Origin of the sequence: Novosphingobium guangzhouense, assembly GCF_002896965.1 — a bacterium.
Lineage (GTDB): Bacteria > Pseudomonadota > Alphaproteobacteria > Sphingomonadales > Sphingomonadaceae > Novosphingobium > Novosphingobium guangzhouense.
In genome coordinates, this window is the sequence record NZ_LYMM01000032.1 from 68,813 (window position 1) to 81,365 (window position 12,553).

Genomic DNA, 12,553 nt, shown 5'->3' on the forward strand with positions numbered 1-12,553 from the left:
GCCATAGCGGCGACATGGATGCCAGTTCGGATACTGCAATCGCGGCGCTGCTGCTCGACTGGTACGATGTCCATGCCCGCGACCTGCCCTGGCGCGCGCTTCCGGGCAGCTCGTCGCCCGATCCCTACCGGGTCTGGCTATCGGAAGTGATGCTGCAGCAGACCACGGTGGCGGCGGTGAAGGATTACTTCGCGGCATTCACCACGCGCTGGTCGACCGTGGAGGCGCTGGCAGCAGCCGCTGACGAGGAGGTCATGGCGGCATGGGCAGGGCTTGGCTACTATGCCCGAGCCCGCAATCTCATGGCCTGCGCGCGCGAAGTGGCGCGCCTTGGGCGCTTTCCCGATACCGAAGAGGGCTTGCGCGCGCTGCCGGGATTGGGGGCCTATACGGCGGCGGCGGTTGCCGCGATCGCTTTCGGGCGGCGCGCGGTCGTGGTGGACGCCAACGTGGAGCGGGTCGTTTCGCGCCTCTTCGCGATCGAGGAACCCCTGCCAGGTTCGCGCCCAGCCATCCGGGCGAAGGCCGATGCGATAACCCCGGATGCACGGGCGGGCGATTTTGCGCAGGCGATGATGGACCTTGGCGCCACCGTATGCACTTCGCGCAATCCGCGCTGCCTGCTGTGCCCGATCGCAGCGCCGTGCAAGGCCCGCCGCATGGGCGATCCCGCAAGGTTGCCGGTCAAGGCGCCGAAGAAGGCCAAGGCTGTTCGTCAGGGCCGCGCCTTCTGGATCGAGCGGGAGGAAACGTCCGAAGTCTGGCTGGTGCGCCGCCCCGGCAGCGGGATGCTTGGCGGCATGCGCGCATTGCCGGATGACGGCTGGGCCGCCCGCGCCGACGGTTCGGGCAACGGACCGCTTGCCGGTCCGTGGGAAAGCGCGGGCAAGGTGGGCCACGTGTTCACGCACTTCGCGCTGGAACTGAACCTGTCGGTCTATCTCGGCGATCGCTTCGACGGGCTGGGCGAGGGGGAGTGGTGGCCGATCGACCGGATCGACGAAGCGGGCCTGCCCACGCTGTTCGCCAAGGCGGCGCGGCTGGCGCTGGCCATGGCGGTTGATGAAAAGGAAGACGCATGATCGATCGCCTCCAAGCCGCACTGGACCGTCGCATGCTGCTGGGCATGGGGGCGGCGGCGGGGCTGGGGGCGATGTTGCCGCAACTGGTGCGCGCGGCGCAGCAGCAGCCCGAACTGATCCCCAAGGTCCGCGCGGTGGTCGAACGGTGGGTAGGGCCGGGCAGGTTTCCCGGCATGGTCGCCTCCCTCGGCCTGCCGGGGCGCGAGCCGGAATATGTTGCGCGGGGCTCCGAAGGGTTCACCGACGCGGATGCCATGACTGCCGACAGCCTGTTCCGCATCTATTCGATGACCAAGCCGATCACCGGCATGGCCGCGATGGAACTGGTGGCGCAGGGCAGGATCGCGCTTGATCAGCCGCTGTCCGAAGTGCTGCCCGAATATGCGCACATGATGGTGCAGGACGAATACGACGGTTCGATCGCCGCGCTCCACGCGGCGCCGCGCCCGGTGACGATGCGGCATCTGGTCACGCACACGTCGGGCATCGGCTACACGATCATCCAGCAGGGCCCGATCAAGACGCTGATGGAGGACAAGGGCCTTGTGGCGGGTCAGATCAGTCGGATGAAGCTTCCCGGCCTGTTTCGCGGAGAGCCGGTCAAGGGACTGGACCAGTTTGCGCAGGGGCTGGCGCAAGTGCCGCTGGTGGCCGATCCGGGCACGCGCTGGAGCTATTCCATGGGGCTCGACCTGATGGGCCGGGTGATCGAGGTGGTCGCGGGCAAGCCGTTCGACGCCTACCTGCAGGATACCATCTTCGGCCCTGCGGGGATGAGCAGCACGGGCTTCAGGGTGCGTGCAGCCGATGCGCATCGCCTGACTACCAATTACGCGGCCGTGGGCGGCGTGCTGGCGCCGATCGACGAGGGCGATACGTCCATCTATCTGGACAAGCCCGCCTTTCCCTTCGGCGGCGCGGGGCTGGTCAGCACGCCGCGCGATTATGACCGGTTCCTGCGCATGCTGGCGCAGATGGGCACGATCGACGGAGTGCGGGTTCTGTCCGAAAGCGCGGTGCGGATGGGCACGTCCAACCTCCTGCCGCCCGGCGTCCTTGTGCCCGAGATGTTCGGCGGTCCTTGCGGCTTCGGTGCCGGCGGGCGCGTGGGGCAGGGGGCGGAGAGCGGGCTTTACGGCTGGTCGGGCGCGGCGGGTACGGTGGGCATGGTCGATATGGTCCACGGCCTGCGATCTCAGATTTTCGTGCAGTTCATGCCGCCCAATGCCTTTGACCTGTTGCCTGAATTCCAGAAGGCCCTGAAGGCCGACGTGCTTGCGATCCTGGAGAAACACTGACGTGCTGCTGACAAATCCCGCCCCTGCTCCCATCGCTTTCGGCGGATCGCCGATCGACCGCGCCGACCATGTGCGCGGCGATCCGGACGCCATCGCCGCCTTGATGGGACCGACCGCGCGGCTGCTGCGGCTGGATGGCCTTGATCCGGTGATGACGGCCGAGGGTGCTCTGGTGTGGGACAGTCTGGCCCAAGCCGCGCCGGATGCGGAATTGCTGTTCCTTGGTATTGAGGGCGGGGGTCTTGAAGGCGGGCGCGGCTGTTTTGCGCAAGTGCTGCCGGGCATTCCCGCCGCCGGGGCACCCAGCTGGAACGCGATGAACGCCCTGGAGCCGGGCGAACTTGCGGCATACGGCGGCGCGCGCGCGCTGGTAAGCTGGCATTCGCGGCACCGCTTCTGCGCGGTTTGCGGCGCGGGTACGGTGATCGCCAAGGGCGGCTGGCAGCGGTCCTGCACGGGCTGCGGCGCGGACCATTTCCCGCGCGTCGACCCGGTCACGATCATGACCGTGGAGCATGACGGCAAGCTGCTGCTGGGCCGCCAGCCACGCTTTCCGGCGCACCGCTATTCGGCGCTGGCAGGCTTCGTGGAGCCGGGTGAGACGATCGAGGAGGCGGTCGCGCGCGAAGTCTTCGAGGAAGCGGGCGTGCGGGTGCGCGATGTGGAATATGTCGCCAGCCAGCCCTGGCCGTTCCCGTCATCGCTGATGATCGGCTGCCATGCCTTTGCCGACGACCCGGCGATCGTGATCGACGAGACCGAGCTGGAAGACGTGCGCTGGTTCACGCGTGAGGAATGCGTCGATGCACTTGAAGCGGTGGCCGTGGGCGAGGTCGGCCGCGCCTTCGGGGCGCCGCCCAGCCATGCGGTGGCGCACGTGCTGCTCAAGTGGTGGGTGGAACGCGGGGCCTGACCTTACGGCTCTCGCGCCCGCTCGATCGCCGCGGCCACGGCGCGGCGGGCCTGCGGGCTGTTGCGCCAGCAGGTTGCGCCAAGGCTGACGGAGACTTTCGCGCAGATATCATCCGCATCGGCGGCGGCCAGTTGCGCAAAGCCGGCGATACCCAGCTCCTCCAGCCGCGACAGTACCGTGGGGCCGACGCCCTTGACGGCAAGCAGCGCGGCGCGTTCGGTTTCGTCGAAGCGGTCCATCACACCAGCCCCAGCTTCGCCAGTTCGCGCGCCAGCCTGGGCGGCATCGCATCGCCCGCCGTCTCCCCGTCTGCCAGATCGCGCGGGGCGTCCTCTTCCGACAGGTAGCGCCAGCCCTGATGCGCGCGCTTGGGCTGGGTGACGACCGGGATCAGGCGCGGCTCGAGGTGGATGTGCCAGCGCCCGTCATCTCGCTGGGAGAACCGGACGATCGGGGAGCGGCCGATCAGCGCATGTTCGAAGATCCAGTAGAGCGAGCCGCCGATCATCTCTTCATGCCGCTTGGGCAGGTAACGGGTGGTCATCAGCGCTTCATCCGAGTGGCTTTCCAGCCATGCGCGCAGGGATGCGGGGCTTGTCGCGGAGAAGGCGATCTTGGTCATGTTGAGCGGCATGGCCGTCAAGATAGGGCGCGCGAACCCGTCAGGCCAGCCCCACCACCACCGCAAGGCCAAGGAACGAGAAGAAGCCCATCGTGTCCGTGGCGGTCGTCACGAACACGGCCGAGGACACCGCCGGATCGACGTTGAACTTGTCCAGCGTCAGCGGGACGAGGATGCCCATCAGGCCCGCGACAAGGTTGTTGATCACCATGGCCGATGCGATCACCGCGCCCAGCAGCGGGTTGTCGAAGATCAGCCACGTTCCCACGCCGATCAGCAGGCCCAGCGCGAAGCCGTTGGCCAGCGCGATGCGGAATTCGCGCAGGATCATCCTGACCGTGTTGGAATCGGTCAGCTGGTTGGTGGCGATGGCGCGCACGGCCACGGCAAGGGTCTGCGTGCCCGCATTGCCGCCCATGCCCGACACGATCGGCATCAGCACCGCCAGCAGCGCGAACTTCGCGATCGCGCCCTGAAACAGCCCGACGACCGAGGCTGCCAGCATCGCCGTGGCCAGGTTCACCACCAGCCAGGTCAGGCGCGCGCGTACCGTCAGCAGGATCGGTTCGTTGATGTCGCCATCACCTGCACCGGACAGCAGCAGGGCGTCCTCGCCCGCTTCTTCCTGAATGATGTGGACGATGTCGTCGACGGTGATCTGGCCGATCAGGCGGCCCGAAGGGTCCACCACCGCAGCCGAGATCAGCGCGTACTTCTGGAAGCGCAGCGCGACTTCTTCCTGGTCCATATCGGCCGGGATCAGCGTCTGGTCGCGGGCCATCACGTCGTAGAGCGGGATGTTGCGCGGGGTGCGCAGGATCCACGAGAGCGAGCAGGTGCCGATCGGGCGGTGCATCGGATCGACGATGAACACTTCCCAGAACTCTGTCGGCAGTTCGCGATGTTCGCGCAGGAAATCGATGAGATCGCCCACCGTCATCGATTCGTGAACCGCCACGAAGTCGCGGCTCATCAATCGGCCGGCGGATTCTTCCGGGTACGACAGCGCCGATTCGATGGCGGCGCGGTCTTCCGGCTCCATCTCGGCAAGGACGGCCTGCTGGTCCTTCTCGTCGAGATCTTCCAGCATGGCGACGGCGTCGTCGGTGTCGAGCTGTTCGGCGATCTCGGCGACGACGTCAGCGGGCAGGGCCTCGACCAGCGCCTCGCGGACCCAGTCGTTGAGTTCGGCGATGACTTCCACGCCCATCAGGTCGCGGATGGAGCTGGCCAGCGTCAGGCGCTCACGCTCGTCGACAAGCTCGAACAGGTCGGCGATGTCGGCGGGGTGCAGTCCTTCGACAAGGTCGTAGACCCGGTCGGTGTCTTCCTCGTCTAGCGCTTCCTTTACGCTGCGGACGAATTCGGGCTTGAGGCGGTTGTCCTCGTCCAGCGAATCGGATTCGGGCGCATCCTGACGCGCGGTGTCTTCCGCGTGGTCCATCGGGTCGTGCTTGAGGTCCGCTTCGCTCATCCGGGTCGGTCTACGCAGCTATCTCGCAATTGCAACCGGGCTTTCCACCGTCGGCGGAGACGGCGGTGCACGGCGCCTTGTCAAAGCCCCCCGTGACATTGCCGCACCATCGCCTATATCGGGCGCCAAAGTTTCACCGGACGCCCACAGGCGCCGGCATCATGGAGACAGGCAATGGCTGACGAATTCCTTACCCTCACGCTTGATACCGGCAACGGTGAAGGCGGCGACGTCAAGATCAAGCTGCGCCCCGACCTTGCCCCCGGCCATGTCGAGCGCATCAAGGAACTGACCGGCGAAGGCTTCTACGACGGCATCAAGTTCCACCGCGTAATCCCCGGCTTCATGGCGCAGGGCGGCTGCCCCAACGGCACCGGTATGGGCGGTTCGGACAAGCCCGACCTGCAGGCCGAATTCAACGCTGAACCGCACGTGCGCGGCGTGTGCTCGATGGCGCGCACCAGCTATCCGCACTCGGCCAACAGCCAGTTCTTCATCTGCTTCGACAACGCCACGTTCCTCGACAAGCAGTACACCGTCTGGGGCCAGGTCGTCGAAGGCATGGACCACGTCGACGCGCTGCCCAAGGGTGAGCCGCCGCGTGAACCGGGCAAGATCGTCAAGGCGACCATCAGCGAAGGCTGAGCGTCGATCGGGGGCCTTGCGCTCCGCTCATGCTGAGCTTGTCGAAGCATGGGAGGCTCGCGCCACGTTTCAGGGGGGCTTCGACAAGCTCAGCCTGAGCGGGCGGCGGGGGTAAGGCGAACGGCTTACCGGCTGACGTGAAAAAAAAGGGCGGTCCTGCGGGGCCGCCTTTTTTCGTTTGCGGAGCCTTCCCGGTTTTCGGGCGTTTTCAATGGCAACAAGAACCATAACGATGGGTGCCGCTTGAATCGTCTTGTCCCTCTCAGCTTGTCCTGTTTCGTGCTGCTGGCCTCTTGCGGGCAGCAGGCGGAGCAGGCGAAGGCTCCAACAAACAGTTCCAGTCCGCTGGCTTTCGCCGATGCCCCCGGCGGCGGCGAGACGGAGGCGGCGGACAGTCTGCCGATGCGCGCGCAAGTGGCGCTGGATCGCGCGGGATTCTCGCCCGGCGTGATCGACGGGAAAGAGGGGCAGTCCTACAAGCTGGCGCTTGGTGGCTATCAGGAAGCGCGGGGACTGCCGCGCACCGGCAAGCTTGACCCGGCCACGCAGCAGGCGCTGTTCGACGGGCAGCCGATGGCGGCGACGCGGCTGGTGGTGATCCCCGAGGCTTTCGCGCGCGGGCCCTTCGTTCGCAACCTGCCGACGAAGACCTCGCAGCAGGCGGGGTTCGACCGCCTCGGCTACCGTTCGCTCACCGAAGCGCTGGCGGAACGTTTCCACACCACGCCCGATACGCTGGTGGCGCTCAACGGTCATGGCACGAAGATCGGTGCGGGAACGACGGTGCGGGTTCCCGCGATCGCCAACGTCCCCGTCGCGAAGATCGAGGGCGATGAGCGCGGCTGGTCGGAGACGCTGCAAACCCTGGGCGTGGCGGGCGATCAGCCGACGGCCGAGAAGATCGTCGTCGACAAGTCGGAAGGCACGCTTCAGGCTTTCGACAAAGATGGAAAGCTGATCGCCCAGTTCCCGGTGACCACCGGCAGCGGGCACGATCCGCTGCCGCTTGGCCGGTGGGAGATCAAGGGAACTTCGCGAAATCCCGATTACCGCTACGATCCCGACCTGTTCTGGGATGCCAACAAGAACGATACCGCAAAGCGCCTTGCCCCCGGTCCCAACGGCCCGGTCGGTGTGGTCTGGATCGACTTGTCCAAGGAGCACTACGGCATCCACGGCACGCCCGAGCCTGCGAAGATCGGCCGCACCGAAAGCCACGGCTGCGTGCGCCTGACCAACTGGGACGCGGCGCGGCTGGCGCAGATGATCCATGCGGGCACCGAAGTGCTGTTCGAGGCGTAAGCGACGGGGCGAGTCCTTAACGGGGCAGGGCGAATCCGCCCCTCTTGTCCGCAGGAAGCGCGGAATCTAGCCGATTGTGATCGTTTCCAAGGTTACAGGGATCCCCCGCCCATGAAGATCCGCCTGATCGCCCTTGCCGGCATCTGCGCTTTCGCCGCCTCTTCCGCCAATGCGGCCACCGTTACCGCCGAGGCCAATGTCGCCCGTTCCGAAGGCAGCTGGGGCGGCGAACTTGCCGTCGGCGTGCCGGTGATCCAGGACGGCGGCTTCTCGATCACTCCTGCCGTCGGCGCGTTCTTCCACAAGCGCGATCATGACGGTTACTACGAGGACAGCTCGCAGTGTTTCCGCCGTTCCAATGACGAACAGGTGGGCGACAGCCACTGCGACGATTCGGGCACGAAGATCTTCGGCAAGGTCGAGGCAACTTACACGCTGCCGATGTCCTTCACTTTCGGTCTTGGTGCACGCCTGATCGGCAACGACCTGCGCGCTTACGGCACGGCCGCGATGCCGCTGGCGCCGTTCCTCGATGGCAAGGTCAATGTCGGCGACCACTACGTCGCGGCGGGCGTGCAGGCGAAGTTCTGACGCGCGGATGGGGCTTCGACAAGCTTGGCCGATCGAAGCCCCATCGGTGAAATTCAGTAGTCGATCAGGTCCACGTAAGCCACCACGTCGTTGTCGGTGGCGATGAACAGGCCGTCCTGCACGTCCTCGCTCTGTAGCGAGGCAAGGCGCATGGCTTCGGACAGCGGACCATAGAACAGCGTGTTTGCCGCGCCGCCTTCGGCTCCGCCGTCCAGGTGGTAGAGGCGCACGCTGGCGTCTTCGTAAGTGGTGCGCATCAGTCTTCTCGTCTGGCGCCGTCAAGCGTGCGCTCGATCCGGGCGATTTCGGCTTGCGTTGCGGATTTCTCCGCTTTCGTGCGCCCGTGCTGCGCGCGATTGGTAGCCGCTTCGGCCTTGTCGGCGGCGCGGGCCCTGGCCTTGCGGGCCATACGCAGGTTGATGATCTCGGCCATGATGGCCGACTTTACGCCTCGACCGGCGCGGTTGTCACGCCAAGATCCGGGAGCCCGACCGAGCGTTTGCCCGAGAAATCGGTGCGGACCACGATCAGCCCGTCCTTTTCCAGATAATCGAGCAGGCGCTGCACGCGGCGCGGGCTGCTGGTGCCGTAGATCCGCGCAAGGTCCATATCGTCCGGGCAGGGCTTGCCGTCGATCGCGGCGCGGGCAATCACGTAGAAGGTGGCCAGTGCATCGTCGGGGACGTGCTTGGACAAGTTGATAAGGTCTTCCCAGCGCGCATCGTCGGGGTCGGTGATCCCGGCCAGCGCGGCGGCGAAGCCGCGGCGGAACATCGTTGCGTCCAGTCCGCGCACCGAAATGCCCTTCATCCGGCAGCGGATGGTGAAGTCCTGGAACAGCGTGGTCGATGACTGGAACGTGCAGTCCGGTTCCTCGGCCATGACGTTCATGATTTCGATCATCGCCGCGCGGCTTTCCTCGGCGCCGGGCTCGTTGCGTTCCCGCTCGCGCTCCCGTTCGCGGGCTTGCGCGGTGGTGGGTTCAAGCAGTTCGTTGGCGGCGATGCGGCGCGCCAGCGTCTCGGCATCGTCCACGCGGGGCGCGGGGCGGTGGAATTCGGGGCGTTCCGGCTCGACGTGGAGGTTGTCGTGCAGCAGTTCGCGCAGTTCTTCGGTCGTCGCGGTGGGCAGCGGGGCAAGGCCGGGCGTCACCGACTTCGCGCCGGTCTGGACCGAGCCGACGCTGACCGACACCGGCCGCCGCGCGATGGCGGGGCCAAGGCCCAGGAACTGCCCGCGCGCAAGGTCGCGGATCGTTTCGGCCTGCCGCCGCTCCATGCCGAGCAGGTCGGCGGCGCGGATCATGTCGATGTCCAGGAAGGTGCGCCCCATCAGGAAGTTGCTGGCTTCCGCCGCGACGTTCTTGGCCAGCTTCGCCAGGCGCTGGGTGGCGATCACGCCCGCAAGACCGCGCTTGCGGCCACGGCACATGAGGTTGGTCATTGCCGCAAGGCTGACGCGGCGGGCCTCTTCGGAGACTTCGCCGGCGGCGGCAGGGGCGAACATCTGCGCCTCGTCCACCACGACAAGGGCGGGATACCACTGATCGCGCGGGGCATCGAACAGGGCGTTGAGGAACTGCGCCGCACACTTCATCTGCTGGTCGATTTCCAGCTCGTCGAGGGCCAGCACAACCGAGGCGCGGTGCTGGCGGATACGCGCGCCAAGGCGGGCGATCTCGGCCTCTCCATAAGCGGAACCGTCGATGACGACGTGGCCGAACTGTTCGGCAAGGCTGACGAAGTCGCCCTCAGGGTCGATCACCACCTGCTGGACGATGCCCGCGCTCTCTTCAAGGATACGGCGCAGCAGGTGCGACTTTCCGGACCCGGAATTGCCCTGCACCAGCAGGCGGGTCGCCAGAAGTTCCTTGATGTCGATCTCTACCGGTTCGCCGCGCTGGGCGGTGCCGATGACGATGTTCGCGCTCACGGGATGGCTCCTGCCAAAGCGGGCGGCGGGGTGCAAGCCGGGCGCGGCGTTATCCAGAGGTTGGGCGAATCAGGGGGGAGTGCGCGGGTTTGCCTCATTCCTGCAGCTATTTGCGGGCGTGCATGGAGAGATCCTTCCGGGCAAGCACGGGATTCCAGCCCCGGACGCAGGAAAATGACGTTTGTTGAAAATAATCTGCATGACCGGCTTGCCGGGTCCGAATTCCTGCGCTAATGGCGCGCTCCTGCCCCGGAGCGGATGCAAATCCTGCTCCAAGATTTAGCGGTCGTGGCGGAATTGGTAGACGCGCAACGTTGAGGTCGTTGTGGGCGAAAGCCCGTGGAAGTTCGAGTCTTCTCGACCGCACCAGGCAGTTTTGCAGACAGCACTGATCATAGCCTTCGGGCCCCCCTCGCAAGAGGGGGATCAGCTGCTGTGGCGTCCTTTTTCTGTCATTACAGGCACGGGCATCACGGATACGGGCATCACGGATACGGGGACGCCTGCCCCAGCCGATGCTCCGGAATCGCCAGAGTTACGCGCAGGCCCGGCCGTGCATCGCTGAATTGCAGCGACGCGCCGTGGGCATGGGCGATCGCGGCGACCATGCTGAGGCCCAGCCCATCGCCGGGCACGCCGTCCGAACCCTTGCCGCGATAGAACTGTTCGGTCACCTGCGCCGTTTCGTCCGATGCAATGCCGGGGCCGTCGTCACGCACGCTGAGATCCAGCCCCGCGGCGCGGCGCGTTGCCGAAATCTCGATCCGATGCCCCGCTCCGGCATGCTTGAGGGCATTGTCGAGCAGGTTGGACAGGGCCTGGAACACCAGATCGAGGTCAAGGTCGGCCACCAGCGGCCGCCGGGCCGATATCACCAGTTCGATGCCAAGACGTTCGGCTTCGGGCTGATAGAACTCGGCAAGATCCTCAAGCAGTTGCACCACGTCGGTGCGTTGCAGTTCAAGCGGGTGGCGCCCGTTTTCCAGTCTGGATATCCGCATCAGCGCCGAGAGGATCTGCTGCAGCCGGTTGGCCTCGACGATCGCGTCGGAAGCGGCCAGCCGCATCGTCATGTCGGTGCCGGCGGCCTGCTCCAGCGTTTCCAGCCGCCCGATCAGCCGGGCCAGCGGCGTGCGCAATTCGTGCGCGGCATTGTCCGACACGCGCTGCACCGCCTGGAACAGCGTTTCGATGCGCGAGAGCATGAGGTTCAGCGCTTCGCCCAGCCGGTCGAAGTCGTCGTTGGTGCCCAGCACCCGCACGCGCCGGGTGAGATCGCCAGCCATCACCCGCCGCGCCGTCAGTGTCACCGCTTCGATGCGGCTGCCGATGGCAAGGCTCATCAGCCAGCCGCCGACGAGGCCCAGCAGCAGCGTCACCCCAAGGATCCAGACTGCGGCGGTGCGCAGCACCTGCGCCTCGCTGGTCACGTCCTCCACGTCGCGGCCGACCATCAGGCGCACGCCGCCGGGCAGGATCTGGTCCTTCACCAGCGCATTGTGATCGATTTCCGCACCTTCGACGAAGGTATCGGCTTCGATCAGCGACAGGTGGCCGGAAGGCCGTGCGGGCCAGCTTGGCAGATTGGTGGTCAGCACCTTGCCATCGGCCGAGAGCAGGGCGTGGAAAGCCTTCGGCCCGTCAGAGTGCTGCGCGCGCCGGTCCAGCGCGATGGTCAGGGCCTCCACGCCGCGGGCTGCGTAGAGTTTGCGCAACTGATCGCTGTCGCTTTCGACCATGCGATGGGTGGCGTCCATCGGCACCACCACGCGCAGCCAGTAGCCGACCCCCATGATGAGGCCGACCGACAGGCAGAACAGCCCGGCGTAAGTAAGCGCCAGCCGGAACGAGAAGCTGCGCAGCAGGCGCGTCATCGCCATTCTCATGCTGGCACCGTCATTCGGCCCTCAGGGTGTAGCCGACGCCGCGTATCGTGTGGATGAGGTTGGCTTCACCATCGGCGGTGATCTTCTGGCGCAGCTTGCTGATGTGCTGGTCGATGATGTTGGTCTGCGGGTCGAAGTTGTAGTCCCACACGTTCTCCAGCAGCATGGTGCGTGTCACCACCCGCCCGGCATTGCGCGCAAGATAGGCGATGATGCGCAGTTCGCGCAGGGTCAGGGGGATGCGGCGGCCGGCCCGCATTACCGTGTGGGCGGAAAGGTCGATCTCCAGATCGTCGACGCGCAGCACGCTGGCGGTTTCCGGAGCTGTGCCGGCAGCGGGCGCATTGCGGCGCGCCAGCGTTTCCAGCCGGGCAAGCAGTTCGGACATCGCGAAGGGCTTGGCCATGTAATCGTCCCCGCCCGCCCGCAGGCCGCGCACGCGTTCGTCCACATCGCCAAGCGCCGACAGGATCAGCACCGGCGTGGCATCGTCGGTGGCGCGCAGCGCGGCCAGCACCTTCAGCCCGTCTAGCGTGGGCAGCATGCGGTCGAGGATGATCGCGTCGTAACGTTCGCAAGTCGCCCGCACGAGCGCGTCGCGCCCATCGGCACAATGCTCGACGACGTGCCCGGCCTCGCGCACGCCGGCCATGATGTGCGCCGCCAGAGCGGCATCGTCCTCGATCAGAAGTATCTGCATGCATCGCAAGCCTTATCCCGGACATGCACCGCCGTCGAGTTCGGGGGAACTGCACGCCTCCATGGCGGGGGGGGGGGGGGGGGGGGGGGGGGGGCCCCGGGGGGGGGG

The 12,553-nt window shown here is 66.5% G+C and carries 14 protein-coding genes and 1 tRNA gene; 7 read left to right on the forward strand and 8 right to left on the reverse strand.

Going from position 1 to position 12,553, the window contains the following annotated elements:
* Window positions 1–14: 14 nt before the first annotated feature.
* The 3 genes from A8V01_RS11865 to nudC are packed head-to-tail and all read left to right on the forward strand — an operon-like array spanning window position 15 to window position 3,293.
* The gene (locus tag A8V01_RS11865) at window positions 15–1,082 is read left to right on the forward strand and encodes an A/G-specific adenine glycosylase (RefSeq protein ID WP_103096065.1); all 1,068 of its coding nucleotides are present in this window, start codon (window positions 15–17) and stop codon (window positions 1,080–1,082) included.
* On the forward strand, window positions 1,079–2,380 hold the full coding sequence (locus A8V01_RS11870) for a serine hydrolase domain-containing protein (RefSeq protein WP_103096066.1): 1,302 nt from the start codon (window positions 1,079–1,081) through the stop codon (window positions 2,378–2,380). The genes A8V01_RS11865 and A8V01_RS11870 overlap by 4 nt, the downstream gene beginning before the upstream one ends.
* 1 nt (window position 2,381) lies before the next feature.
* Complete coding sequence (gene nudC / locus A8V01_RS11875; RefSeq protein WP_103096067.1) at window positions 2,382–3,293, forward strand: NAD(+) diphosphatase; 912 nt, start codon at window positions 2,382–2,384, stop codon at window positions 3,291–3,293.
* A 2-nt stretch (window positions 3,294–3,295) separates the two neighbouring features.
* Here nudC and A8V01_RS11880 read toward each other — a convergent pair whose 3' ends face one another.
* From A8V01_RS11880 to mgtE, 3 genes are read right to left on the reverse strand one after another with little or no spacing between them, the layout of a single operon-like run.
* Window positions 3,296–3,532 carry a hypothetical protein gene (locus tag A8V01_RS11880; RefSeq protein WP_103096068.1) on the reverse strand — a complete coding sequence of 79 codons (237 nt, stop codon included), beginning with the start codon at window positions 3,530–3,532 and terminating at the stop codon, window positions 3,296–3,298.
* The gene (locus A8V01_RS11885) at window positions 3,532–3,927 is read right to left on the reverse strand and encodes a DUF1489 family protein (protein ID WP_103096069.1); all 396 of its coding nucleotides are present in this window, start codon (window positions 3,925–3,927) and stop codon (window positions 3,532–3,534) included. Before A8V01_RS11885 ends, A8V01_RS11880 begins: the two co-directional genes overlap by 1 nt.
* Before the next feature lie 28 nt (window positions 3,928–3,955).
* Window positions 3,956–5,389 carry a magnesium transporter gene (gene mgtE, locus A8V01_RS11890; protein WP_103096070.1) on the reverse strand — a complete coding sequence of 478 codons (1,434 nt, stop codon included), beginning with the start codon at window positions 5,387–5,389 and terminating at the stop codon, window positions 3,956–3,958.
* A gap of 174 nt (window positions 5,390–5,563) precedes the next feature.
* Between mgtE and A8V01_RS11895 the strand changes: the two genes are divergently transcribed.
* The 3 genes from A8V01_RS11895 to A8V01_RS11905 all read left to right on the forward strand — a co-directional run bounded on the left by A8V01_RS11895 (window position 5,564) and on the right by A8V01_RS11905 (window position 7,927).
* Window positions 5,564–6,034 carry a peptidylprolyl isomerase gene (locus tag A8V01_RS11895; RefSeq protein WP_103096071.1) on the forward strand — a complete coding sequence of 157 codons (471 nt, stop codon included), beginning with the start codon at window positions 5,564–5,566 and terminating at the stop codon, window positions 6,032–6,034.
* A 243-nt stretch (window positions 6,035–6,277) separates the two neighbouring features.
* A complete protein-coding gene (locus A8V01_RS11900) occupies window positions 6,278–7,336 on the forward strand; it encodes a L,D-transpeptidase family protein (protein ID WP_170065904.1) in 1,059 nt (352 codons plus the stop codon).
* 111 nt (window positions 7,337–7,447) lie between these two features.
* Window positions 7,448–7,927 carry a hypothetical protein gene (locus tag A8V01_RS11905; RefSeq protein ID WP_103096073.1) on the forward strand — a complete coding sequence of 160 codons (480 nt, stop codon included), beginning with the start codon at window positions 7,448–7,450 and terminating at the stop codon, window positions 7,925–7,927.
* Between the two features lie 53 nt (window positions 7,928–7,980).
* Here the strand turns inward: A8V01_RS11905 and A8V01_RS11910 are convergent, their stop codons facing one another.
* From A8V01_RS11910 to A8V01_RS11920, 3 genes are read right to left on the reverse strand one after another with little or no spacing between them, the layout of a single operon-like run.
* Window positions 7,981–8,184 carry a hypothetical protein gene (locus tag A8V01_RS11910; protein WP_103096074.1) on the reverse strand — a complete coding sequence of 68 codons (204 nt, stop codon included), beginning with the start codon at window positions 8,182–8,184 and terminating at the stop codon, window positions 7,981–7,983.
* Window positions 8,184–8,360, reverse strand: a complete 177-nt coding sequence (locus A8V01_RS11915; RefSeq protein ID WP_103096075.1) for a DUF4169 family protein — start codon at window positions 8,358–8,360, stop codon at window positions 8,184–8,186. The genes A8V01_RS11910 and A8V01_RS11915 overlap by 1 nt, the downstream gene beginning before the upstream one ends.
* A gap of 11 nt (window positions 8,361–8,371) precedes the next feature.
* Window positions 8,372–9,859, reverse strand: a complete 1,488-nt coding sequence (locus A8V01_RS11920) for a helicase HerA domain-containing protein (protein WP_103096076.1) — start codon at window positions 9,857–9,859, stop codon at window positions 8,372–8,374.
* A 282-nt stretch (window positions 9,860–10,141) separates the two neighbouring features.
* Between A8V01_RS11920 and A8V01_RS11925 the strand changes: the two genes are divergently transcribed.
* Window positions 10,142–10,228 (forward strand) — tRNA-Leu (locus tag A8V01_RS11925).
* A gap of 116 nt (window positions 10,229–10,344) precedes the next feature.
* On the opposite strand, the gene A8V01_RS11930 is transcribed toward A8V01_RS11925, so the two are convergent.
* Both A8V01_RS11930 and A8V01_RS11935 read right to left on the reverse strand, forming a co-directional pair.
* Window positions 10,345–11,733: a sensor histidine kinase gene (locus A8V01_RS11930; RefSeq protein ID WP_170065905.1), complete on the reverse strand. Its 1,389-nt coding sequence runs from the start codon at window positions 11,731–11,733 to the stop codon at window positions 10,345–10,347.
* Window positions 11,734–11,755: 22 nt separating this feature from the next.
* On the reverse strand, window positions 11,756–12,445 hold the full coding sequence (locus tag A8V01_RS11935; RefSeq protein WP_103096078.1) for a response regulator transcription factor: 690 nt from the start codon (window positions 12,443–12,445) through the stop codon (window positions 11,756–11,758).
* Between the last annotated feature and the right edge of the window lie 108 nt (window positions 12,446–12,553).